This window comes from Sulfurospirillum sp. HTRB-L1, assembly GCF_059415125.1.
Map to the genome: position 1 here is coordinate 42,431 of NZ_JCAHZR010000003.1, position 22,229 is coordinate 64,659.

Genomic DNA, 22,229 nt, shown 5'->3' on the forward strand with positions numbered 1-22,229 from the left:
AAAAATATCAAAAAAGCAAACCTATAGCACAAGGGTAAAAGCTCTATTTTACGGGCTATTCTCGTGCTATTGGCAAGGAGTGTTGAAAAAAGAGATGTATTTTTGAATAATAAAGTAAAATACTCAAGATAAGCATCAAATAACCAGAAAGCATCGTGCCTGATACTCCAAAAACAAAACCCTACGCTACCGCACAAGGGATTAAATAGTTTAAATCTTTCCCCTTCTCATGCACAATAAAGCAGTTTTAAGTGCTTATTTAAAGCAAACCCTATACACTACTTGCATTGACAAACAAAAACTTCAAACACGCCCTCACAAAAGGAAATATCCCGATGAAACCCCTTTTAAACATACTACTAGTTGCCTCTTTAGGCGTGGTTTCTTCCAATGCTTTTGACCTAAACAGTTTCTTAAAAAAAGGAACCACCCTCCTTAAATCTTCAGACAACCCCGATACCACAACTTCGCTCTCCACGCTAAGTTCCCATGAAATTTCCCAGGGACTAAAAGAGGCTTTGCATAAAGGCATCGAGGCATCCATCGCCCAACTTGGCGCCACCGATGGCTTCTACGGCGACCAACTGGTAAAAATTTTGATGCCCAAAAGCATGCAAAATGCGGCAGATTTGGTCAAAAAAGCCGGTGGGGCACGGTATGTGGATGATTTTGTTTTGGCGATGAACAGGGCGGCTGAAGAATCCGTGAGCACCATCGCCCCTCTTTTTGCAAATGCCCTCTCAACCATGAGCCTAGAAGACGCCAAGAGCATCCTCGCAGGTGGTGACAACGCCGCTACTACGTACTTTAAAAACACAACAGGCGCAGACATAGTGGCTGCGGTAGAGCCCATCATTCAAGCCAATATGGAAAAAAATAGCGTCTATACGTATTACACCAATGTAAAAGAGTACTACGACAACCTTAGCCAAAGTGCGCTGGCTACTAGCGTAAAAAACTCCAATCTAGCGGCCATCGCCTCTTCGGTGAGTGGGGTTTCCTTGGGCGATGGGGCGCTTTTAAGTAAGGAAGAGTTGGACGCGTATATGAGCACGAAAACTTCCGAGGGGCTCTTTACCATCATTGCCAAAGAAGAAGAGAAGATTAGAAATAGCATTAGCGCCAGAAGTACCCCCTTGCTAAAAAAAGTCTTTGGGGCACTCTAGGGGTGGGAAATAAGCCTTACATGTAAGGCTTATTTTTTAGGAATATCACACTTTTTGGTGATGATGCAAAGAGGGCAAAAGTTTAACAACCCTGCAACCAAAGGGATAATCCCAAGAAAAAACCAAGGCGCATAAGAGGCTTTGCCTAGCAAAACAATCCCCACAACAATCAAAACAGAGCCCAACACAATACGAAACTTTTGGCAAAATGATCTGATTTTATTAAAATTCATTGGCTACTCCTTGGAGTGATTTTTGAAACTATACTCCCCTTGACAAAAAATACCGTAAAGTAGAAAGAGTATGATGATTTTATTTGATTATTTTAAGGTTTTATACGTCATGTTTGCGAATTTGGTTGCTTTTAGAAGAAAGAAAGAGATAAGATAGGGATTTGGGGCGTTCAGTATTCTGCATCAGTACTAGATCATTCCTAAAATTTTATTTATTTTTACGATATTTACAACACGGCATCCTTTACCATTTGCTTATATACCCTTTCGATACAAAGTCTCGCAGCCTCCTCGGGAGTATTGACAACCCAACCAGAAAACTCCCAACCCCCCTTATATTTATAGTCTGCAGAATAAAGACGACGTCCCTGCGCATCTCGCACAACAACAATCAAAGTGCTATTTTGCCAAGTAAAAGATCCCCCAGAACTCACCGTATTAGCTTGCCCTTGGGCTACAGCAGAATTATAATATGTATTCCCAGTGTACCAACCAGAGCCATAAACTTGAGCATTTGCAGTTGTGGTTGATGACCCTATAAAAGCACTTTCACCTTGGCTGGAAAATGTTATCTCTATTGTGCCTTTTCCTTTTTCATTTTCTGCAATGTCCAAAGATTTGCTAAATTCTTGAACCGCGAACTCATACACTAAAGACGATAAGTTTAGCGATGGAGTTCTCACCTGAATTTCATAGGAGCCATAATGCGACAACTTTAAAGCTCCTTCGTTTCTTATATTGGTTTGTATCGATGAGCATCCCGCCATAACAAAAATAACAGCAATAAGAATTAATATTTTTCGCATAAATTCTCCTATTATCACTAGAATACCATTCATTCTACTACAGGACTCTTTTTGTGCTTTTGAATTACTTATCCATATGCCTAAAAACAGCTACTTATTTTTAGTAGCTTACACTTGTGTCCAATTTTCTACTTTTTTATATAACTTACTAACTTTTTTATACAATTTTTCAAAATGTTCATTGGCCTCACTTGCATTTAAGAGCTGCCGCTCCTCCACTTTTTGAGTATTATATTCCAGAAGCTTCTGCATAAAGACATCAAAAAACCCAACGGAAAAAGAAGAGATATAATCAACGACACGACAACCACATCCAATAGTCGGTTAGGGAAAAAGAAATAGGATAAAAGAATCAAAAATGCTAAAACTATTTTTAACATTTTTACCCAGTTACATAATTTTAAAGCTGCCTCAATATCACCCTCAAGCAGTGTATGTTTCAAATTTGGCACAAACATTCCTCCCTTTGATTTGCTAGAAATTATAGAGCAGCAAAACACAGCAAAACATTAAAACGAGGGCCTTACATGTAAAGCCCTCAAGAACGCACGATTTTTACTCTAGCCACCCGCCACCTAGGACTTTGTTCTCTTGGTACACTACAAGGGCTTGGCCTGCGGCTACGCCGTAGACGGGGTCTTTGAGTTTGGCGATGATTTTATCACCTTCTAGGCGCACATGAGCGCGGACTTTGGGGCTGCGGTAGCGGACTTTAACGCCGTATTCGCCCTCTTTAAAATCCGCAGGAAGGGAGAGGTTTTGGGCACGCACTTCGTGGGTTTGAAGCTCCTCTTTTTTGCCCACCACAACGGTGTTGGTTTTGGGGTCGGTGCGCAACACATAGTGGGGCTCGTGGGCACCATCGATGCGAAAGCCGCGACGTTTACCCACGGTGTAGTGCATGTAGCCTTGGTGTGTTCCCACCGTGTTGCCTGCTTGGTCCGTAACCATGCCAGGCTCATCCACCTTTACATGTAAGCGCAAAATCTCCATGTAATCATTGGCGATGAAACAGACATCTTGGGACTCTTTGTAGGTTTGAAGGGAACCAAGCCATGGCAATTTTGCTAGCGCGATGGGTTTGAGCTCTTCTTTAATAAGCCCTCCAAGGGGGAAAATCACACGGTCGATGGCTTCTTGGGAAATGCCAAAAAGAAAATAACTCTGGTCTTTGCTCTCATCCACTGCCTCGGCGATGCGCCCCTCTTGCACCTGTGCATAATGCCCCGTGGCAATCTTCTCACACCCCATTTCTAGGGCTTTTTCAAGAGCCAAGCCAAACTTCATGTGCGGGTTACACAAGGCACAAGGATTGGGCGTAAGCCCCGCTTCGTAGGAAGCCACAAAAGCATCGTACACCACCTTTTTAAACGCCGCTTTGGCGTCGATGACGTGGGTGTTGATGCCCAAAAACTCCCCAACTTTTTCCACATTGGCAATGTTGATGGCGTGTTTACTCTCATCTTCGTGCAGTTTTAGGTACACGCCCTCTACTTCATAGCCCGCTTCTTTTAATAAGTAGGCCGTATAACTTGAGTCGATGCCGCCACTTAAAAGCGCGGCAACTTTGGTTTTTTTCATAGTGTCTCCAAAATATCCAATTCTAAATCTTCGGGGTCTTCAAGGCCGATGGAAAGGCGGATTAGCCCTTCGCTCACACCCCACGCCGCTTTTTGGTCGTGGGAAAACTCCGCATAAATGGTGTGGTATGGCGCAATGGCCAACGATTTATTGTCTTGAATGTTCGTGCCGCGTTTAAAAATCTTAAAGCTGTCCATCAGGGCATACGCGGCTTCTTTACTGCCCATATCAAGGCTCAACAGCGCTCCACCTTGACTAAAGGTCTTGGTCGCAAGCCCACAATAAGGCGAGCTTTCAAGCAAAGGATAATGCACCTTTAACCCCTTTTTTTCAAGGGTTTGCGCCAACGTTAGCGCACTCTCACAGCTACGTTTCACGCGCAAGTCTAAGGTTTCAAGCCCAAGGGCCAACAGGTACGCACTTTGGGGTGTAAGACACGCACCAAGGTTGCGGTACGTCTCTTTACGTAGCTTGGCAATGAACGCATTGGGGCCAAATTTGGCGTAAAAAGAGGCCAAGTTGGGTGCCTTTGCCCAGTCATAGATGCCATATTCAAGCACCAAGCCTCCCAGCACATGCCCACCACCGCTGATAAACTTGGTGGCCGAAACCACTTCCACATCCACCCCATGCGCCTTCGCATCAAAGATGTTCCAAGGGGTCATGGTCGTATCTGCCACAAGAGGGATATTGTGGGCCTTCAACACGGGTTTGAGCGCGGCAAAATCCACGACGCTAAGCTGTGGGTTACTCAGTACTTCGCAAAAAAAGAGCCGCGTGTTGGCGTCGATGTGCGCTTCCACTTCGCTAGCGTGCTCCACATAACGCACCTCAATGCCCATGTCTTCAAAGAGGGTATTAAAGAGCGAAATGGTGTTGCCAAAGAGGTGCTTAGTGGCGATAAAATTATCACCCGTTTTTAAAAGCCCCAACAGCACAGCAGAAATCGCCCCCATGCCCGAAGCCATTGCCACCACCCCAAACGCACCGCTAAGGCCACGCACCCTTGCTTCAAACTCTTGGGTTGTGGGGTTTGTGGAACGGGTGTAGGCGTGGTTGGCGGATTGCCCTTTAAATACCGCTTCAAGAGCGGCGGCATCTTGGGCTTCAAAGGCCGCACTTTGGTAAATCGGAAAGCGCATTGCGCCGTGGGCATCTTTGGCGCCCAAACTCAGGGCTTTGGTGGCAAATTTCATCGGTTTTATTCCTTGCTTTAAAGTTTCTAATGGCCCTTAAGGCTGTGAGCGGATTTTCGAGGCCACAAAAGCACTCAGGAAGAGTGCTGGCCGAGAACCCTCGGAGGTTTGCCAAGGATGGCAAACCGAGAATGAGCGAATGGCCTTAAAGGGAGCCATCGTTCAGGCAATACGGTAACTTTTCCCCACGCTTTCTCCCAAAATCAACACAGCAGGTCGGGGTGCCAAAGCGCTCATTTTATCTAAATCTTCCACACAACCGGCTATAACGCTCTCCCCTTCACGGTCAATGTTCGAGACAAAAAGGGCGGGCAAAGCAGGGGAAATCCCCGCGCGCAACAGCGAATCCTTAATCTGGCTCGCAAAACTTTGTGCCATGAGCACCACGACCGTGTGGGCAGGTTTGTTCAAAATCTCCACCCAATCGTCATTAAACCGACTCTCGCGCAAGTGGGCCGAGACAATAGTCATGCCCGTCGAAACACGGCGCAAAGTCGGCACCACACCCGCAGCATTACACGCGGCAAGTGCTGAACTCACGCCGTTGATGACTTCATACGCAATGCCCTCTTCCGCCAAAACGGCCTTTTCTTCGTGCAATCGCCCAAAGACAAAGGGGTCGCCTCCTTTAAGCCGTCCCACACACAACCCTTCTTTGGCGTACGCCACAAGCATGGCGTTGATTTCCTCTTGGGTTTTGGTGTGAAAGCCTTTTTGTTTGCTCACGTCCACCCTCTTACATGTAAGGGGCAACAAGGCCGCAATCTCGGGCGAAACCAGCGCGTCGATGAGCGCCACATCCAAGAGTTCAAAAGCCTTCAACGCACCCACCGTGAGGTTGTCCACACTTCCTGGCCCGCATCCTATCAAAAACACCTTGCCCACGCCGCTTTTAGCGATGGCACGCAAGGTTTGAGGCGAGGCATTTTCCACGCTTCGCGCGTGTTTGAGGCGTTCTAATAGCGGGTCAAGGGTGCGGGGCAATAAACGCTCCACCTTGTCGCGCACCTCTTGGGCAAGGGAAGGCGACGCGCCCGTACTGCTCACCGCCACTTGCAACGCACCCCGCACGCACAGCGCACTAAAGTAAAAATCACACAGCGGCGGCACGTCCACGACGTTGAGTAAAAACCCGTGGATTTGCTTCAATGCGACCAATTCCTTAGCCACCTCAGGGTTGCCCGTCGCGTCGATTACCACTTCAAAACCCTTTACATGTAAGGGTTCAAAAGGCATCACAACCACGGGTTTATCGGCAAAAAAAGCATCGCAAACCGCTTGGGCCATGACTTCGTATGCAAAGCCCACTTTATCCATGGCCCGCGCTTTTTGGGCGGCGATTTTCCCCGCCCCGATGAGCAAGGTTTTCTTAGGCGTGAGCGCGACGCTTAAGCAGGCTAGGCTTTGATGATGCGTACGCGCCATGCTGCGCCTTCTTTAGTGATGGCTTCCACCTTGTGGCCTTCGCTTTGCACAGAGCGGGGCACATTGTCGATGGGCGCGCCATCATCCAGTAAGATTTCCAACACTTCACCCTGCCCCATTTGGGCAAGGTCGTTTTTGGTTTTGACAAAGTTCATGGGGCACGCCACGCCACGGTAATCTTTTTCCCGCACAGCGCTAAACGCCGCTTTGGGTGCTTCGGGCGCCTTGGATTCTTGGGCTGTTTTTGCCCCCGCAAAATTAAGCGTGTGGTCCATGCGCTCATAAAGTTTGAGCACTTCTTCGGCCAACTCCACCGCGCGCTCGTCCGCTTCACCTTCTAGTAAAGTGCCATAGTACGCATTGAGCAAGGTCGTATCTATAAAATGTTTTTTAAACAGCCCCAGCACTTGCGCCTCATCTCTGGCATCTTCCCCGCGGGTCACAAGCAACATGCGCGCGCTTAAAAAGCGGATGTTGGCGTAGTCGGTACTTTCTTCTTTGAGTGCCGTTTGCAAGGCTTTTTTGTCCGCCTCAATCAAATCATACATCCCCGCACTGCACTCCCCAGAACCCCGCCCTTTCAAGGAAAACAGCTCTTCGCAATTGTAATCAAAGTAAGGGTTTTTGTCCTTTTTAAAGGAGGGCACTTCTTGAAACTGCCCTACGATGGCTTCGACGGCTTTTGCTCCGCCTGCTTGGGTAATCCACGCGTGAAAATTGGCGTGGTTTTTCACATGCTTGCGCCACTCTTCCAACACTGCCTCCACAAACGCGGGCACAAAAAAGGCCGCCACACTGCCACATTTAATGGCAAAAGCACTGCCAAGGCCCGTGATACTGCCGCCCACAACCACGTTGTACGCAGGGTACGAATAGCCCTCATGGCGCGCCACTTTGCCAAAAAACCCAAGGTCTGCCACAAGGTGCTTGCCGCAACTGTTAGGGCAGCCAGAAAGATGGATTTTAAACCCATCTAACTCCCCGTAGCGCTCTTGCATGCCCGCTAGCCTTTCGTGGATAGCTTCCACCGCTCCACGAGGTCTAGCGATGCCAAGTTGGCACGTCGCCGCACCCGTACACGCCACCATGTCCCCAAAGAGGGTGGGCAGTTTGGAATCAGGCGAAAGCAAAGTGATGACCCCATGCAGCCCAAGCAATTGCTCGGGGGTGAGGTTGCGCACGTAGAGGTTTTGGTCGCTGTTAAAGCGCACCACGTCTTCGCCTATTGCCTCAAGGGCATCGGCAAATTTTAAAGCATGTTCAAAGTGAATATCCCCTAGGTAAATAGGCACTTTACAGCCAAAAAGCCCCGCTTGTTTTTGGGCAAAGGCGTAGCGTTTCCACCATGTTTCATAGGAAGCTGGAGGGGTAAAAACACTGGGATTTGCAGGCTCTGAGGGAGAAGTAACAAGGTCGATTTCCCAATCCCCTTTGGCTTTAACCTCGGCCAATTCTTCTTCCACGTAAGCGCGAAAGGTCTCTTCGCCTAGCTCCTCAATCAAAAAGCGCAAGCGTGCGGCGTGTTTGTTTTTGCGGTTGCCATGGCGGTCAAAGACTTGCTTGATGGCTTGGGTGTAGAGGTGGATTTCCTTTTCAGGGATAAACTCTGCAAACAAACTCCCAAGGCGAGATTTAGCCCCCATGCCCCCTGCCACATACAGCGCAAACCCGCACTGCCCGTCTTTGACTTTGGCGATGAACCCCACGTCACTGATAGTCGCGTGTGCGCGGTCCGCCTCAGAACTGCTAAAGGCGATTTTGTACTTTCGGGGCAAGTTGTACGAGTCCGTGGAAGCGAGGATTTTTTCGCTCAACGCCTTTACATGTAAAGAAAGGTCAAAGGCTTCATCCTGCGCGATGCCCGCCAACGGGTCAGCGGTGATGTTGCGCACCGTGTTTCCTCCGCCGCCACGTCCGGTGAGCCCCACTTCGTGCAAGGCACTCATGATGTCGATGATGGAGGTGATGTTCACGTTGTGCAACTGCACGCCGCCTCGCGTGGTGATGTGCAAGTGCTCGTGGGCGTATTCCTTAGCAAGCAAGGCTACTTGACGTAACTGTGCGGGGGTGATTTTCCCGCCAGGAAGCTTGATGCGCACCATATACGTGTCTGCCTCGCGCTGTTCGTACACGCCAAAAGGCACGCGCATGGTTTTAAAGGCTAGCGCATCCAAATCACCGCGCAAATAGGCGGCATGTTGTTCTTTAAATCTCGCAAAATCCTCATGGATTTGGTGTGGAAAATGGCTCATGGTACTACCTTTATCGTTTCGGGAGTAACCTCCCCTTTGACGATGCGAAAAGATTTCACATCGGGTTCCTCCCCCGCAAGGGAGACAATGACATAACTGACACTGGGGTCATAGGCAAGCTTAATGTCCTCTTGCGAGGGGCGCGCGGGCGTGTTTGGGTGGGAATGGTACACACCCATAAGCGTTAACCCCTCGGCCTTCACGCGGTTGTATGCGTTAAACTGCTCCTGTGGGTCAAAGGTGTAATGCTCAGGGCTGGCGTCCACATTGGTCATGGGAAGCGCGTACACCACTTCGCCCGCTTTTCCTACCAAATACCCGCACGCTTCATTAGGCAAATCCCGCTGGGCGTGGGCTTGGATGGCCTCAAAGGCCGCTTTAGGGAAAACAATCATCGCTTCATCTCACATACCACGGCTTCGTAGTCGCGCACGTGGGTGATGCCCGTCCCGCCGCACACGCGACACGCGGGGTTTTTGGCAAGGTTGATGGTACGAAACTGCATGGTTTTGGCATCAAAACTGAGCAACTTGTTGTGCAACAATTCGCCCACACCCGTGATGTATTTAAGCGCTTCGGTGGCCTGAATGGTGCCAAGCATCCCCGCCACGGCGCCCAAAATCCCTGCACTCGAACACGTGGGCACGGCGTTTGCAGGTGGAGGGGCGTCAAACACACACGCATAGCACGCGCTCTCATGGGGCGCGATGGTCATGGTCTGACCTCCAAAGCGTAAAATCCCTCCGTGCGAGTAGGGTTTTTTGGCAAGCACGCACGCATCATTGATGAGAAATTTGGCGGAAAAATTATCCGTTCCATCAATGATAAAATCGTACTTACTCACCAGTTCCACAATGTTTGACGCGTCCACCATCCTCTGGTATGTTTCTACATGTACATGGGGGTTAATGGCCTCGATTTTACGCTTTGCCGAGAGGACTTTAGGGGTGCCAATCTCCGCAGTGGTGTGGATGACTTGACGTTGCAAGTTGCTTAAATCCACCACATCCCCATCCACAAGGCCGATGCGCCCCACTCCCGCCGCCGCCAAATACAGGGCAATAGGCGAACCAAGACCGCCCGCACCGATGATGAGCACGCTTGCGTCCATAATCTTCTCTTGCCCTTCGATGCCCACATCTTGAAGCAAGATATGCCGCGAATACCGCTCTAGTTCCTCATCGCTAAACGCTCTCATGCGCCCCCTCCCATGAAGTATAAAAAGTTAATGGTATCATTTTCTTGTATCAAGGTGGAAGCGTAGGTTTCTTGACGAATAAATACGCCATTTATCTGCACGGAAACCGTTTCAGGCATCTCCACGTTTTCAACTTTTAGTAACTCCACTAAATTCAACCCTTCGGGAACTGTTTTTGTTTCTTCATTTATAATCACGTTCATCGTTATCCCTTTCATATTTTGAATACGCTTTTAAAGCAAAGCTCCAAAAGCTACGTTAACACTGGGTTTCCTTCGGCAGGAAGCCCGCGCACCAAGGGTGCTTTTGCTTGCAAAATGAGTTTTGCAAGAGGGTTATATGGTAAAGTCTTCACGTACGCTCACGTCTTTGGCTTCCCAGTGGGGGAAATGTTTGCGCACAAAGGCGTTGAGCTCTTTTTCGTATTCGCTCACATGGTGGACTTGCTGCACACTTTTGGCTTTACCCACAATCATCCCCACGCCCACGGTTTTGTTGGTGTATCGTTCGATGAGAATGAACCGTCCCGTGTTGCGGTTGGCCTCATAGGTGTCGCACAGCACTTTAGAAGAGAGCACCACTTTTGCCTTGCCGATGTCATTGAGCCCCAAGGTTTGGGCGGGGTGTTCTTCTTGGGTGTTGACGTCTTTGCGAAAGAGCACCTCTTCCACAAACCCGCTCACTGTGCGCGTGCCTATTTTGAGCTCATAGGGCATCCCGAGGCGCAAGGGCGCGTCGCTCATCCACACTAGGGTTGCCTCAAAGGCCGCACACACATCTGGCACGTCGTGGGCATGCACAAGCACATCGCCCCGACTCACATCGATTTCATCTTCTAATGTCAACGTCACCGCCATGGGCGCAGTGGCACTCTCTTGCTCCCCATCATAGGTCACGATAGAAGCGATTTTAGAGGTTTGCCTTGAAGGCAACACGCGCACGGAGTCTCCCACGCGCACTGTGCCACTAGCCACCGAACCGCTAAAGCCCCGAAAGTTCAAATGGGGGCGGTTCACCCACTGCACAGGAAAACGAAACGGCGCTTCGGCTTCTTGGGCTTCGGGGACGGTTTCTAGGGTTTCAAGCAAGCTCTCTCCCTCGTACCACGGCATGGCAGGGCTTTTGGAAGCCACATTGTCCCCCTCAAGGGCACTTAGAGGAATAAACACCACATCTTTGATGCCAATCTCTCCCGCAAAGTGCAAATACTCCGCCTTAATGCGCTCAAATACCTCTTGGGCGTACCCCACTAAGTCCATCTTGTTGATAGCCACGATGGTGTGGGTGATGCCAAGTAGGCGCGTGATGTAGGAGTGGCGCCGCGTTTGAGTTTGGATGCCATGCCGCGCATCGATGAGGATAATCGCCGCATCGGCAGTGCTAGCCCCCGTGGCCATGTTGCGCGTGTATTGCTCATGACCAGGCGTATCGGCGATGATAAATTTACGCTTGTCGGTCGTGAAATAGCGGTACGCCACGTCGATGGTAATGCCCTGTTCGCGCTCGCTTTGAAGCCCGTCCACAAGGAGTGCCAAATCCACCCGCTCGCCTGTGGTGCCCACTTTTTTGCTTTCCCTAGTAATGGCTTCCAATTGGTCTTCAAAAATCATCTTGGTGTCGTGCAACAACCGCCCAATGAGCGTGCTTTTGCCATCATCCACGCTCCCGCAGGTGATGAAACGCAACATCGCCTTGTTCTCGTGGGTTTTTAGGTAGCCCAAAATATCGCTCTGTATCTGTGGTGTGTGCATCTTAAAAATACCCCTCTTGTTTCTTTTTTTCCATCGACCCCGACTGGTCTGCGTCGATGAGCCTGCCTTGACGTTCGCTGGTTTTAGTCAGCAGCATCTCTTGGATGATGTCTGGCAAGGTGTCCGCTGTGGAACTTACCGCGCCCGTGAGCGGGTAACACCCAAGGGTACGAAACCGCACGCTCTCATACCGTACCAATTCGCCCTCACGCAAAGGCACACGGTCATCGTCCACCATGATTTTCATGCCATCGCGTTCAACAATGGGCCGTTTTTTCGCAAAATACAAGGGCACAATGGGGATATTTTCCAGAAAAATATACTGCCAAATGTCCAGTTCTGTCCAGTTAGAAAGAGGGAAAATCCGCATGCTTTCCCCTTGGTTGACCCGCGCGTTGTAGAGGTTCCACAATTCAGGGCGTTGGTTTTTGGGGTCCCAACGGTGAAAGGCATCCCGAAAGGAAAAAATGCGCTCTTTAGCACGGCTTTTTTCTTCATCACGCCTTGCACCACCAAAGACCGCGTCAAATTTGTACTGGTTTAACGCTTGTTTGAGTCCTTCGGTTTTCATGATGTCCGTGTGGAGCTTGCTCCCGTGGCTAAAGGGCCCCACCCCTTGGTTTACACCCTCTTGATTGACATGCACCAACAACTCTAACCCAAGCTCGTTAATGCGTGCATCTCGAAAGGCAATCATCTCCTTAAACTTCCACGTCGTGTCTACATGTAAGAGTGGAAAAGGCGGTTTTGAAGGGTAGAAGGCCTTTAATGCTAAGTGCAACATCACCGAACTGTCTTTACCGATGCTATACAACATGGCAGGATTATCAAACTCCCCCACCACTTCGCGCATAATGTGAATAGACTCGGCTTCGAGTTTTTTCAGGTGACTTAACCGATGTTTTTCCATACGTTCCCTTTTTGTGCTAATAAACTGCGCCCATGAGCGGATTTTCGAGGACAAAAAGCGTTCAGGAGAACGCTGTCCGAGAACCTCGGAGGTTTGCCATGGACGGCAAACCGAGAATGAGCGAATGGGTGCAGTTTATCAGCACTTACTTTGCGTGCAAACCACACTCTTTATGTTCAGGATCTTCCCACCACCATCTGCCACTACGCACATCTTCGCCCTCTTTCACCGCGCGGGTACACGGCGCACACCCGATGCTCGGGTACCCTTTGGCGTGCAAGGCGTTCACTGGCACGTTGTGGGCACGCACGTATTCCCACACTTCCTCTTCGCTCCACTCAATGAGCGGATTGAGCTTCACAAGGCCATTGGCCTCATCCCACTCGATGCATTCCATCTGTTCTCTTGTAACCGACTGAGCCCGACGAAGCCCCGTAATCCACACATCAAGCCCCGCAAGGGCACGTTTTAACGGCTCGATTTTACGCACATAGCAACAGGCCTTACGCTCTTCAATGGACGTGTAAAAGCTAAACATCCCTTTTGCGCTCACCAAAGGCTCCACCAATTCGGCTTTGGGAAAAAACACTTCCAATGGCTTGCCATAATAGGTGCGTGTTTTTTCCAAAAGGGCGTAGGTTTCAGCGGGAAGCCTGCCTGTGTCGAGGGTGAAAATGCGTGGATTGGGATGGGTTTTGTACAACAAATCACTCAATACCTGATCTTCCACGCCCAAAGAAGAGGCGAAAGCAATCTTTACATGTAAGGTATTTAAAAAGTACTCTAGCACCTCTTGGGTGGTTTTTCCTTGGGTTGCTTGGCGCCAAATGGCGATTTTATCTTTCATGCTTTTCCTTTTAGATGTGGTATTCCGCTTCGGGCTTGGCCTTGCCAAAACTGATGCGATTCCACGCACGCTCATGGCCGTAGTACAAAAAGGTTTTGGTCACCAACTCAAAAACCCCGATGGACACCGCTGCTGTCGCACTTCCTGTAACAAGCCAACTGATAAGAATAGTATCTAGCGTGCCTGTGGCGCGCCATGAGATGGCTTTTGCGATACTGCGTTTATGCTGCTCCATAAAAGTCCTTGGGGATAATTTGGCGAAATAATAGCGTGATTGAAGTTATTTGTCAAGTTTGTTGATTGATTTAGTCAAGTATAAACTCTCTTGACTTACATGTAAGGCTTTTTTCGGTACCCTTAGGGCTTCAAAACAGGAGGAACCCATGCCCACTCGTGAGGAAGCTTTCACCTTACTTTCTGCTTACAACGGGGACGCCCTTGTCACCCACGGCTTGGCTGTTGAGGCGGCCATGGCCCACTTTGCCACACTTTTTGGCGAAGACTCCAAGTACTGGGGGTTGGTAGGATTGTTGCACGATTTGGATTATGAGCAATTTCCCGCGCAACACTGCTACAAAACCCAAGAAATCTTGCAAGAAAAGGGTTATGATGAAACGTTTATTCGTGCTATCATGTCTCATGGCTGGGGCATTTGCACCGACGTGGAGCCGCTAAGTAAACTGGAGAAAACCCTTTACGGGGTAGATGAGCTCACGGGCCTTGTCATCGCCTGTGCCCTCGTGCGTCCCTCCCGCTCTTTGCAAGATTTGGAAGTCAAATCTGTAAAGAAAAAGTTTAAACAAGCCTCTTTTGCCGCAGGGGCCAACCGCGAAGTCATCCAAAAAGGTGCGGCCATGCTTGGCATGGAACTTGACACACTGATTCACGAAGTGATTGTGGCCTTGCGTCCGATTGAGACGCGTTTGGGCCTTGGTCAACCATCTTACATGTAAAGGAAATCTTGTGCCCTTTGGTCCTACGCTTTTTCATATGTTCATCCAAAGCTATCAGGCTTACAAAACACAAACGGCTTTTATTTACCGCATTGGCGAGAGTGAATACACCGTAACCTACGAAAAACTTTTTGATGACGCCTTATTGCTTGCACGCGCCCTAAGGGCTAAAAAAATCACCAAAGGCACCAAGGTCATGTTTGTGTGTGACAACCGCTACGAGTGGATTGTCACCGACTTGGCATTGTTATCCCTAGGGGCTATTAGCATCCCTAGAGGGTCTGACACGCCAACCCTTGAGCTTGACTTTATCCTCAAACACTCCGAAGCGGAGTTTTTGATTGTAGAAACCGAAGAACTCTATGAGCGCTACAAAGACGTGCTCGCCAACCAAAAGGCTATTTTTATCGTCGAAGGTGCGCGGGTTCACACCTTGTTTGATTCTCTTTATTCGTACAATGACCTGCTCAAAGACCGCACTATTAGCAAGAGCGAGGTAGAGGCGTTTATCGACCAAAAAGAGCACCTTTCCCCTTTGGATATTTTCACCCTCATTTACACCTCAGGCACCACAGGCACGCCCAAAGGCGTCATCCTCACCCACGGCAACATCATGCACAATGTGGAGCACATGCCCATTATGATTGGTTTGATGAAAGGGGAAACATGGCTTTCCATCTTGCCCTCGTGGCACATTTTTGAACGCTCCGCAGAATACCTCTCCATCGCCTATGGCTGTACGACAATCTACTCCACCATCAAAACCTTTGCTAGCGACCTAGAACACTACCGCCCCACTCTTGTGGCCACCGTACCGCGCCTTTGGGAATCCATGTACAGCAAAATCAACCAAGGCTTGGAGAAAAAAGACCCGAAAAAAGCCAAGATTTTCAACAAACTCGTACGCATTAGCACAGCGTACAACTACTACGACCGGTTGCGCAAAAACCAACTCCCCCGTTTTTACCCTGCGTCAAAATTTGAGAAATTTCTCCTTACATGTAAGGGCACCCTAGCCTGTTTTTTCCTCTCTCCGCTCAACACCTTTGCCAAAAAGAAGCTCACGTTGGTACAAGAAAAATTTGGCGGACGCTTGCGCCTTGCCATTAGCGGCGGAGGGAGTTTGCCTGAGTATTTGGACGAGTGGATTGACGCCCTTGGGATTCGCATCGTCAACGCCTATGGCATGACCGAATGCGCCCCTGCCATCGCAGGACGCGGGGTATTGTGCGACGTGTTTGGCACCCTTGGCTACGCTGTACCTGGCACGACACTGCGCATTGTCAACAAAGCAGGCGGCGACGTGCCCATCGGCGAAGTGGGAGAAATCTGGGTCAAAGGCCCCCAAGTCACGCCAGGGTATTATAAAGCCCACGAAGAAAATGCCAAAACATTCTCAGGAGATGGATTTTTAAAAACAGGGGATTTGGGCAAATTTACCCTCGGGCACGAATTGCTCATCACGGGGCGCTCTAAAGAAATCATCGTCCTAGCCAACGGCGAAAACGTCGATCCTAGCCGCATTGAATCCACCCTTTCCATGCTCCCTTTCATCACCGATGCCATCCTCGTAGGACACGACAAAAAGGGGCTAGGCTTACTCATCGTGCCTGATTTTGAAAAGCTCAAAGACTACGTGTTAGAACAATACGGCGAAGTGGTGCACAGCGTTGAACAACTGCTTGAGAATAAAACCCTCACCCAAAAAATCAAATCCAAGATGAACGAACTCTTGCACCCGCAAAAAGGGTTCAAACCCTTTGAAAAACTGCAAAACATTCATTTTTTAAGCGAAGAATTTAAACCCGGTGTTGAACTGACCAACACCTTTAAGAAAAAGCGGCACGTGATTGAGAAAAAATACAAAGAGCTAATCGACAAACTCTTGCACTAAAGCTTTTCCAAAGGGAGCGGTTTAGCAAGGTAATAGCCTTGGACATAATCCACTCCCATCTCCTCCAAAATATCGTAAACCTCTTTAGAATGGACAAATTCCGCGCACGTTTTAATGCCCAAGGCTTTCGCAAAGGAGAGGATGGTTTCCACGGTAATGCGCGCGTTTTTGTTGGTATCGATGAAGCGAATGAGTGAGGCATCAATCTTTAGCACGTCTACATGTAAGTTTAAAATATGCTCAAAACTCGAATACCCCGAACCAAAATCATCGATGGCGATGCTACAGCCTTTGGCCTTGACTTGGCGCACAAACTCTAACACTTCTTTGTAATTCTCAATCCCTTCGCTTTCTAAAATCTCAAAGGTGATGCGCTTTGGCTGGGGAAATTGGTCAATTTTGTCGACAATAAACGCCACGGTTTTGGGGTTTAAAATATCCATGATGGAAACATTTACCGAGAAAAAAGCGTCGCGGGTGCGCATCGCTTCAAAACTTTTACTAATAACAATCCGCGTCAACTGAGGGTACAGCTTGCTTTTTTTCGCCACATTTAAAAAAGAGCCCGGCAACACTTCGCCCCCCTCTTCATCCATGAGGCGCATCAGCACTTCGTAGCGCTTGGCGTTTTTATCTTCAAGAGAAACAATCGCTTGGTAATACGGAACAATGCGGTCATCATGGATGGCGCGCTTAAGTTTACGGGAAGACTCGATGTTTTTTTCATACTCTTCTTTGATTTCCATCGATGGCTCATACAGCAAGTAGGAAATGCGCTCTTTTTTTGCCCTTTTTAGCGCCATGTCCGCATGGGCTAACAAGGTTTCCTCGCCAATGGCTGCACCAACGGTCGCCATGATGTCAATGTCATGGTCTTCATCGGTAATCAACACAAATTGGCGCAGTTCTTCTTGTAAGGCGTGAATCTTCTTCTCCAACACCCGAGGAACGGTGCACGAAAGCACAATCGCATACTCATCCGCATGCAGTTTGTACGCATGGGCGCGGTGCTCCTTGGCAAAACTCAAGACCAACTGCCCCAAAGAAACCAACACCTCATCGCCAATTTCCTGGCCGTAAAAATCATTGGTTTGTTTAAAATCATCGATGTTGACAAGGGCTAGGGCGTTGCCTTTTTTAGCAGCAAGGTCTTGGGTGAGTTGGTTGCGGTTGGGGAGGTTAGTGAGGGCGTCGTGGAAAATTTGGTAGTGCATCTCTTCACTTTTTTGGCTAAGCATCTCCAAATGTTCCTTAAGTTCCTTCTCCAACGTGACACGGTAATGCTCGTCGCGCACATACGCTTTTCGCACAAAATACCCCAACAGCACGTACACCATCATGCCCACGACAGCGTACACCGCCATCGCATACATGTACTCGCGGCGCAAGGAGTTTAGCAAGGCGCTATTTTTCCCCTCCACGCCAATCACCCCTACCAAATCCCCCTCTTGGTGCCCATCCTCACAAAAAAGAACGCACAGCGCATGGGCATAAAAAGGTGCCGCATAATAATAAGTTCCATTTTTTTCGGCTTTAAAATACTCTTTTGCGTCAGGGTGTGCCAGAAAATAGTTCAAAGCATGGGCATCGCGCATAAACACCTCGGAGGAATCTTTTTTTATATGCTGCACCCGCACTTCTTTGATGGCCCCATCAAATTTTTGCGTAAGGTGTTCTGTAATATTGCGAGAAGAAAAGGGGGTTAAAGCGGGGTCAATCACAACTTTATGCTCTAAAAAAGCACGCTGGTACGCTTCCTCAAAGGCCATCACCGCATTTACCAGTGTTCTGGATTCTTCAAGGGCAACCGTTTGGTACACGCTTTTGATTTGTGCATAATCCTTATACGCTTTAATAAACAGAAGCCCCACAAGGACAACGAAGAGTGTAAGCAAAACCTTATGATATGTCTTCAATCAAGCTCCTAGATTAGGGATGTAATTCTAGTGTGTTAATACTTAAGAATCGACCAAAAATACCTTAACACGAAAGAATTAAGCCAAGGTAAAAAATAATTATTTTTTACCTTGTTTACTAAAAGTAAATTATTTTTGATATAATTCAAAAAACCATGAAGGGTTGCTGTGTTGTCTCATTTATTATTCGAACTCACACGCATTGTATTAACACTTGTTGTTATCGGAGGCTTCTTTGTCTCTATCTACCTTATTCCCTTGCTCATCACGTACACCTATGAAACATTGGCCACCTCCATCCTTGAGTGCTTCGTCAAAATTACCTGCATCGTTGTTTTGCATTTTTTTATGCCTCTTTTTCTTCTCTACGCTCTCCCCAAACCGAGTTTAAAAGCGGGGGTCTACTTGGTGATTTATGGGCTTTTAATGGGAGGGATGTACTTCCTTACAGGGATTATCTCCGCAACCATTGGGGCGATAATGTTTTTTATAGGCGTTTATTTCATGCTCGCCTACGTTTTAACATCCCCCAACCTGCCCGTTAAGAATGATTAATTTTTAATCATTTTTTAGCCTTTCGATTCCTCTTTTTTTAACATTTCGGCTCTTTTTTTAAAAAACCCTCCTCCCTTCTTGCGCCACAAAGCCGTTTTTCTTCCCCACACGCCAAGAGAAAAAAACCCCGCGCCCCTATCAAAAGCCTCGCCCTGTCTTCATTTTTGCATTTTTGCATTTTTTCAAGCCCTCCTTCAGGGCATTTTTAAATGAATTGCCTATATTTTAATCATTCAAGTGTTTATTTAAAATCAATTTACCTGTTATACTGCTTCCAACATTTCAAAAAGGAGAGCAAATGGAAAACTTTGCTGATGTAAAATATGTTCTTGATGGCTTCTTGTTCGTCATCATGGGTGCCTTGGTCATGTGGATGGCTGCAGGCTTTGCGATGCTGGAGGCGGGACTTACACGGTCCAAAAATACCGCCACCATTTTGACCAAAAATATCACGCTTTATGCATTAGCAGGTATCACGTACTACTTTATTGGGTACAACTTGATGTACGGTGATGGCAATGCGCTTTTTGGAAGCATTGGCCCTGTTGTAGTTGAAAGTGGCGGCGACTATCCCACCATGGCAGACTTCTTTTTCCAAATGGTTTTTGTCGCAACAGCCGCTTCTGTGGTTTCAGGTGCCGTTGCTGAGCGCATGAAATTGTGGCCATTTACTATCTTTGTTTTTGTGCTCACCTCCTTTATTTATCCCCTTCAAGGCCACTGGACATGGGGCGGATCTGAACTTGGTGGTTTGATTGAAGGCTTCTCTGACTTTGCGGGTTCTACCATCGTTCACAGTGTTGGCGGTTGGGCTGCATTAGCGGGTGTCTTACTCTTAGGAGCGCGCAAAGGCAAGTACGGCAAAGACGGCAGTATCAAAGCAATTCCTGGCTCTAACCTTCCCCTTGCAACCTTGGGTACGTTTATCCTTTGGTTGGGATGGTTTGGGTTTAACGGCGGCTCACAGCTTGCCCTTGGTAGCAAAGAAGACATTGATGGTATCGCTTCGGTCATTGCGAGCACCAACATGGCAGCAGCCACTGGCGCCATTACCGCAATGATTTTAACGCAAATCATTTACAAGCGTGTGGACTTAACCATGGTGCTTAATGGCGCACTTGGTGGTTTGGTTGCTGTAACAGCGGGTCCAGATTTAGGGATGAATGTTGCCTTTATCGACGGCCTTGTGGGTGGTATCTTGGTTATCCTTGCGGTGCCTTTCTTTGACAAACTGCGCATTGATGATCCCGTTGGAGCGCTCAGTGTTCACTTGGTGTGTGGTATCTGGGGAACCCTAGCTGTGGGTATCTTTAACCCTGATGTTTCCATCATTGCACAAGTCAAAGGGATTGTTGTGATTGGCTTATTTGTCTTTGTCGTTTCCTTTATTGTATGGTATATCCTTAAAATCACCGTGGGCATTCGTGTGAGCGAAGAGGTAGAATACGAAGGACTTGATGTTCACGAGTGTGGCTTGGAAGCGTACCCAGAATTTAGCAAGATTAACCGATAAGGAGAGAGTATGAAAAAAGTTGAAGCAATCATCAAGCCTTTTAAACTCGAAGACGTGAAAGAGGCACTGACAGAACTCGAACTTACGGGAATGACTGTCAGCGAGGTCAAAGGGTACGGTCGCCAACAAGGCCACTCGGAACTTTACCGAGGTGCTGAGTATGTGGTAGATTTCTTGCCCAAGGTTAAAATCGAACTTGTAGTGAAAGATGAGATGTTGGACAAAGTCCTTCACGCTATCATTTCCGCGGCCAAAACAGGCAAGATTGGCGATGGAAAAATCTTTGTAAGCGACATTGAAAAGATAGTCCGAATCCGAACAGGTGAAACGGACGAAGAAGCGGTTTAGCCTCTTCTTTCACAAGAAGTCAAGGAGGGTTTTTGCGCGTGTTTTGCGCAAAAACCCTTTTTTTATGTAACGATTCTACACATCTTTTCTTTCTTTTTTTTCCTTTACATGTAAGAACCAAAAACATCTCAATAATCTCCCACCCCTTCGTTACAATCAAAACAAGACTTCTTTTATCTTAAACTACAGGGGAGAATACATGCCGCAGGAAAAAACCCAGGAAATGCAGATAAAACTCATTATGATTGGCCTTTTGATTGGCCTTGTTGGCTACGGAATCGGCCTTTTGGTGTTTAATGAAAACCAAGCAAGACTCATCGGGCTCATCGCTTTTTTAGTCACCATGTGGACCAACGAAGGCCTTCCTGTAGGGGTTGTCTCTCTTTTGCCTATCGTGCTTTTTCCTTCTCTTGGTATCATCAGCATCACCATGACCGCCCCCAATTACTCCAATCCTATCATCTACCTCTTTTTGGGCGGATTTATTTTGGCCGTAGCGACAGAAAAGATTCATTTGCACGAGTTTATCTCCTCTAAAATTCTCAATGTCTTCCCCTCAACCCCACGGGGCATCATCTTTTCCCTCGCCACCACAGCGGCGATTTTAAGCTCCTTTCTCTCCAACACCACTGCTGCATTGTTGCTCATCCCTATTGCCTCTTTTTTAACCTCCGAGATGCAACTCAAAATCCGCTTCATCCTCGCCATCGCTTATGGCGCAAGCATTGGGGGCATCATCACGCCTATTGGAACCCCGCCTAATATGATTTTGCTAGGCTTCATGCAAAAAGAAGGGATGGAGATGATTCCTTTTGTCAAATGGATCATGCTAGTGGCCCCGTTGGCCTCCATGATGCTTGTTATGTCGTGCTTTGTCCTCACCTTTGGGCTAAAATTTAGCCAAAACATACGGGAGATTGACAACAGCAAAACCATCAGCAAAGACCAGAAACGTTTGTTGTGGATTTTGGGAGGCTTGGTGGCGCTATTGCTTGTTAACTCGCCCGTCAAGCCCTATTACAACGGCCTTGGGATTAATGAGAGCGTGATTCTACTGGGCTTTGGTCTTGTGATGTTTTTCCCCAAGATTGGCTTTTTGAAGTGGGAGGACAGTAAAAAAGTGCCTTATGAGATTATGTTTTTATTTGGCGCGGGCTTTTCCATTGCGCGGGCATTTTCTGAAACAGGGCTTGCCTCGGCTATCGCGGGGTATTTGATGGCGATTTCTAGTTTCCCGCCCTTGCTGTTGATTTTGTGTGTGGCCGCGCTTATGACCTTTACCACCGAAATCACGAGCAACACTGCGCTCATTTCCATCGCCTTGCCCATCATCTTTGCCCTTGGGCAAGTGGCAGATATTCAGATTGAACTGTTAATGATGGTGGCCACCATTTGCGCAAGCTACGCCTTCATGCTTCCCATCGCCACGCCACCCAATGCTATCGCTATGAGCACGGGGGTCGTCAACACCTTTACGATGATACGCATAGGTTTTGTGCTTAATCTTTTAGGCATCAGCCTTGTCACTTTCATCGCCCTAAGCTACTGGCAGTATTTTCTTTAAGCGAGTCAAAAAGCACCCTCTTTGTAACCCAAAAATTCCTAAAAAAGAGGGTGTGTAACTATTTTACACACCTTGCCCTCTTTTTTCAATGCCTTACATGTAAAGCGTTGAAACATCCCAA

21 protein-coding genes are annotated in these 22,229 nt (G+C 48.1%); 7 read left to right on the plus strand and 14 right to left on the minus strand.

The annotated features are described in order from the left end of the window. Positions 1–335: 335 nt before the first annotated feature. Positions 336–1,166, plus strand: a complete 831-nt coding sequence (locus AC5SLM_RS05835) for a DUF4197 domain-containing protein (protein WP_495249996.1) — start codon at positions 336–338, stop codon at positions 1,164–1,166. A 29-nt stretch (positions 1,167–1,195) separates the two neighbouring features. Here the strand turns inward: AC5SLM_RS05835 and AC5SLM_RS05840 are convergent, their stop codons facing one another. The 13 genes from AC5SLM_RS05840 to AC5SLM_RS05900 all read right to left on the minus strand — a co-directional run bounded on the left by AC5SLM_RS05840 (position 1,196) and on the right by AC5SLM_RS05900 (position 13,600). Beyond that, a complete protein-coding gene (locus AC5SLM_RS05840; protein ID WP_495249997.1) occupies positions 1,196–1,399 on the minus strand; it encodes a YgaP family membrane protein in 204 nt (67 codons plus the stop codon). Positions 1,400–1,626: 227 nt separating this feature from the next. After that, complete coding sequence (locus AC5SLM_RS05845) at positions 1,627–2,205, minus strand: hypothetical protein (protein WP_495249998.1); 579 nt, start codon at positions 2,203–2,205, stop codon at positions 1,627–1,629. 555 nt (positions 2,206–2,760) lie between these two features. Beyond that, the gene (gene mnmA, locus AC5SLM_RS05850; RefSeq protein WP_495249999.1) at positions 2,761–3,786 is read right to left on the minus strand and encodes a tRNA 2-thiouridine(34) synthase MnmA; all 1,026 of its coding nucleotides are present in this window, start codon (positions 3,784–3,786) and stop codon (positions 2,761–2,763) included. Continuing rightward, the gene (locus AC5SLM_RS05855; RefSeq protein WP_495250000.1) at positions 3,783–4,982 is read right to left on the minus strand and encodes an aminotransferase class I/II-fold pyridoxal phosphate-dependent enzyme; all 1,200 of its coding nucleotides are present in this window, start codon (positions 4,980–4,982) and stop codon (positions 3,783–3,785) included. Before AC5SLM_RS05855 ends, mnmA begins: the two co-directional genes overlap by 4 nt. Before the next feature lie 162 nt (positions 4,983–5,144). Further along, entirely contained in the window at positions 5,145–6,407 is a 1,263-nt protein-coding gene (gene cobA, locus AC5SLM_RS05860) for a uroporphyrinogen-III C-methyltransferase (protein ID WP_495250001.1), read from the minus strand. Continuing rightward, the gene (locus AC5SLM_RS05865) at positions 6,380–8,659 is read right to left on the minus strand and encodes a ferredoxin-like domain-containing protein (RefSeq protein ID WP_495250002.1); all 2,280 of its coding nucleotides are present in this window, start codon (positions 8,657–8,659) and stop codon (positions 6,380–6,382) included. The genes cobA and AC5SLM_RS05865 overlap by 28 nt, the downstream gene beginning before the upstream one ends. Beyond that, positions 8,656–9,054 carry a M67 family metallopeptidase gene (locus AC5SLM_RS05870; protein WP_495250003.1) on the minus strand — a complete coding sequence of 133 codons (399 nt, stop codon included), beginning with the start codon at positions 9,052–9,054 and terminating at the stop codon, positions 8,656–8,658. The genes AC5SLM_RS05865 and AC5SLM_RS05870 overlap by 4 nt, the downstream gene beginning before the upstream one ends. Further along, positions 9,051–9,857: a HesA/MoeB/ThiF family protein gene (locus AC5SLM_RS05875; protein WP_205458939.1), complete on the minus strand. Its 807-nt coding sequence runs from the start codon at positions 9,855–9,857 to the stop codon at positions 9,051–9,053. The genes AC5SLM_RS05870 and AC5SLM_RS05875 overlap by 4 nt, the downstream gene beginning before the upstream one ends. After that, positions 9,854–10,060: a sulfur carrier protein ThiS gene (thiS, locus tag AC5SLM_RS05880; RefSeq protein ID WP_495250004.1), complete on the minus strand. Its 207-nt coding sequence runs from the start codon at positions 10,058–10,060 to the stop codon at positions 9,854–9,856. Before thiS ends, AC5SLM_RS05875 begins: the two co-directional genes overlap by 4 nt. 132 nt (positions 10,061–10,192) lie before the next feature. Then, positions 10,193–11,608, minus strand: coding sequence for a sulfate adenylyltransferase subunit CysN (gene cysN / locus AC5SLM_RS05885; RefSeq protein WP_495250005.1), 1,416 nt, complete (start codon positions 11,606–11,608; stop codon positions 10,193–10,195). 1 nt (position 11,609) lies between these two features. Continuing rightward, complete coding sequence (cysD, locus tag AC5SLM_RS05890; RefSeq protein ID WP_495250006.1) at positions 11,610–12,518, minus strand: sulfate adenylyltransferase subunit CysD; 909 nt, start codon at positions 12,516–12,518, stop codon at positions 11,610–11,612. Positions 12,519–12,663: 145 nt separating this feature from the next. Further along, positions 12,664–13,365 (minus strand): phosphoadenylyl-sulfate reductase, encoded by a 702-nt coding sequence (locus AC5SLM_RS05895; protein ID WP_495250007.1) that lies wholly within the window; start codon positions 13,363–13,365, stop codon positions 12,664–12,666. Between the two features lie 10 nt (positions 13,366–13,375). Further along, positions 13,376–13,600: a DUF2061 domain-containing protein gene (locus AC5SLM_RS05900; RefSeq protein WP_495250008.1), complete on the minus strand. Its 225-nt coding sequence runs from the start codon at positions 13,598–13,600 to the stop codon at positions 13,376–13,378. A 148-nt stretch (positions 13,601–13,748) separates the two neighbouring features. Between AC5SLM_RS05900 and AC5SLM_RS05905 the strand changes: the two genes are divergently transcribed. After that, positions 13,749–14,318, plus strand: coding sequence for a hydrolase (locus AC5SLM_RS05905; protein WP_495250009.1), 570 nt, complete (start codon positions 13,749–13,751; stop codon positions 14,316–14,318). A 10-nt stretch (positions 14,319–14,328) separates the two neighbouring features. Further along, positions 14,329–16,212 carry an AMP-dependent synthetase/ligase gene (locus AC5SLM_RS05910; RefSeq protein WP_495250010.1) on the plus strand — a complete coding sequence of 628 codons (1,884 nt, stop codon included), beginning with the start codon at positions 14,329–14,331 and terminating at the stop codon, positions 16,210–16,212. On the opposite strand, the gene AC5SLM_RS05915 is transcribed toward AC5SLM_RS05910, so the two are convergent. Beyond that, positions 16,209–18,128 carry an EAL domain-containing protein gene (locus AC5SLM_RS05915; protein ID WP_495250011.1) on the minus strand — a complete coding sequence of 640 codons (1,920 nt, stop codon included), beginning with the start codon at positions 18,126–18,128 and terminating at the stop codon, positions 16,209–16,211. The two genes, AC5SLM_RS05910 and AC5SLM_RS05915, sit on opposite strands and share 4 nt — an antisense overlap. A gap of 171 nt (positions 18,129–18,299) precedes the next feature. Between AC5SLM_RS05915 and AC5SLM_RS05920 the strand changes: the two genes are divergently transcribed. The 4 genes from AC5SLM_RS05920 (at position 18,300) to AC5SLM_RS05935 (ending at position 22,108) form a co-directional block, all read left to right on the plus strand. Then, a complete protein-coding gene (locus AC5SLM_RS05920; RefSeq protein WP_495250012.1) occupies positions 18,300–18,683 on the plus strand; it encodes a hypothetical protein in 384 nt (127 codons plus the stop codon). Between the two features lie 298 nt (positions 18,684–18,981). After that, positions 18,982–20,196, plus strand: coding sequence for an ammonium transporter (gene amt, locus AC5SLM_RS05925; RefSeq protein WP_495250013.1), 1,215 nt, complete (start codon positions 18,982–18,984; stop codon positions 20,194–20,196). A gap of 9 nt (positions 20,197–20,205) precedes the next feature. Continuing rightward, a complete protein-coding gene (locus AC5SLM_RS05930; protein ID WP_495250014.1) occupies positions 20,206–20,544 on the plus strand; it encodes a P-II family nitrogen regulator in 339 nt (112 codons plus the stop codon). A 199-nt stretch (positions 20,545–20,743) separates the two neighbouring features. Beyond that, the gene (locus AC5SLM_RS05935; protein WP_495250015.1) at positions 20,744–22,108 is read left to right on the plus strand and encodes an SLC13 family permease; all 1,365 of its coding nucleotides are present in this window, start codon (positions 20,744–20,746) and stop codon (positions 22,106–22,108) included. Positions 22,109–22,229 lie beyond the last annotated feature (121 nt).

Bases quoted from the DNA above. Each gene is read 5' to 3' on its own strand.
- AC5SLM_RS05835 (WP_495249996.1), top strand. From the start codon at position 336: ATGAAACCCCTTTTAAACATACTACTAGTTGCCTCTTTAGGCGTGGTT.
- AC5SLM_RS05840 (WP_495249997.1), bottom strand. From the start codon at position 1,399: ATGAATTTTAATAAAATCAGATCATTTTGCCAAAAGTTTCGTATTGTG.
- AC5SLM_RS05845 (WP_495249998.1), bottom strand. From the start codon at position 2,205: ATGCGAAAAATATTAATTCTTATTGCTGTTATTTTTGTTATGGCGGGA.
- mnmA (WP_495249999.1), bottom strand. From the start codon at position 3,786: ATGAAAAAAACCAAAGTTGCCGCGCTTTTAAGTGGCGGCATCGACTCA.
- AC5SLM_RS05855 (WP_495250000.1), bottom strand. From the start codon at position 4,982: ATGAAATTTGCCACCAAAGCCCTGAGTTTGGGCGCCAAAGATGCCCAC.
- cobA (WP_495250001.1), bottom strand. From the start codon at position 6,407: ATGGCGCGTACGCATCATCAAAGCCTAGCCTGCTTAAGCGTCGCGCTC.
- AC5SLM_RS05865 (WP_495250002.1), bottom strand. From the start codon at position 8,659: ATGAGCCATTTTCCACACCAAATCCATGAGGATTTTGCGAGATTTAAA.
- AC5SLM_RS05870 (WP_495250003.1), bottom strand. From the start codon at position 9,054: ATGATTGTTTTCCCTAAAGCGGCCTTTGAGGCCATCCAAGCCCACGCC.
- AC5SLM_RS05875 (WP_205458939.1), bottom strand. From the start codon at position 9,857: ATGAGAGCGTTTAGCGATGAGGAACTAGAGCGGTATTCGCGGCATATC.
- thiS (WP_495250004.1), bottom strand. From the start codon at position 10,060: ATGAACGTGATTATAAATGAAGAAACAAAAACAGTTCCCGAAGGGTTG.
- cysN (WP_495250005.1), bottom strand. From the start codon at position 11,608: ATGCACACACCACAGATACAGAGCGATATTTTGGGCTACCTAAAAACC.
- cysD (WP_495250006.1), bottom strand. From the start codon at position 12,518: ATGGAAAAACATCGGTTAAGTCACCTGAAAAAACTCGAAGCCGAGTCT.
- AC5SLM_RS05895 (WP_495250007.1), bottom strand. From the start codon at position 13,365: ATGAAAGATAAAATCGCCATTTGGCGCCAAGCAACCCAAGGAAAAACC.
- AC5SLM_RS05900 (WP_495250008.1), bottom strand. From the start codon at position 13,600: ATGGAGCAGCATAAACGCAGTATCGCAAAAGCCATCTCATGGCGCGCC.
- AC5SLM_RS05905 (WP_495250009.1), top strand. From the start codon at position 13,749: ATGCCCACTCGTGAGGAAGCTTTCACCTTACTTTCTGCTTACAACGGG.
- amt (WP_495250013.1), top strand. From the start codon at position 18,982: ATGGAAAACTTTGCTGATGTAAAATATGTTCTTGATGGCTTCTTGTTC.
- AC5SLM_RS05930 (WP_495250014.1), top strand. From the start codon at position 20,206: ATGAAAAAAGTTGAAGCAATCATCAAGCCTTTTAAACTCGAAGACGTG.
- AC5SLM_RS05935 (WP_495250015.1), top strand. From the start codon at position 20,744: ATGCCGCAGGAAAAAACCCAGGAAATGCAGATAAAACTCATTATGATT.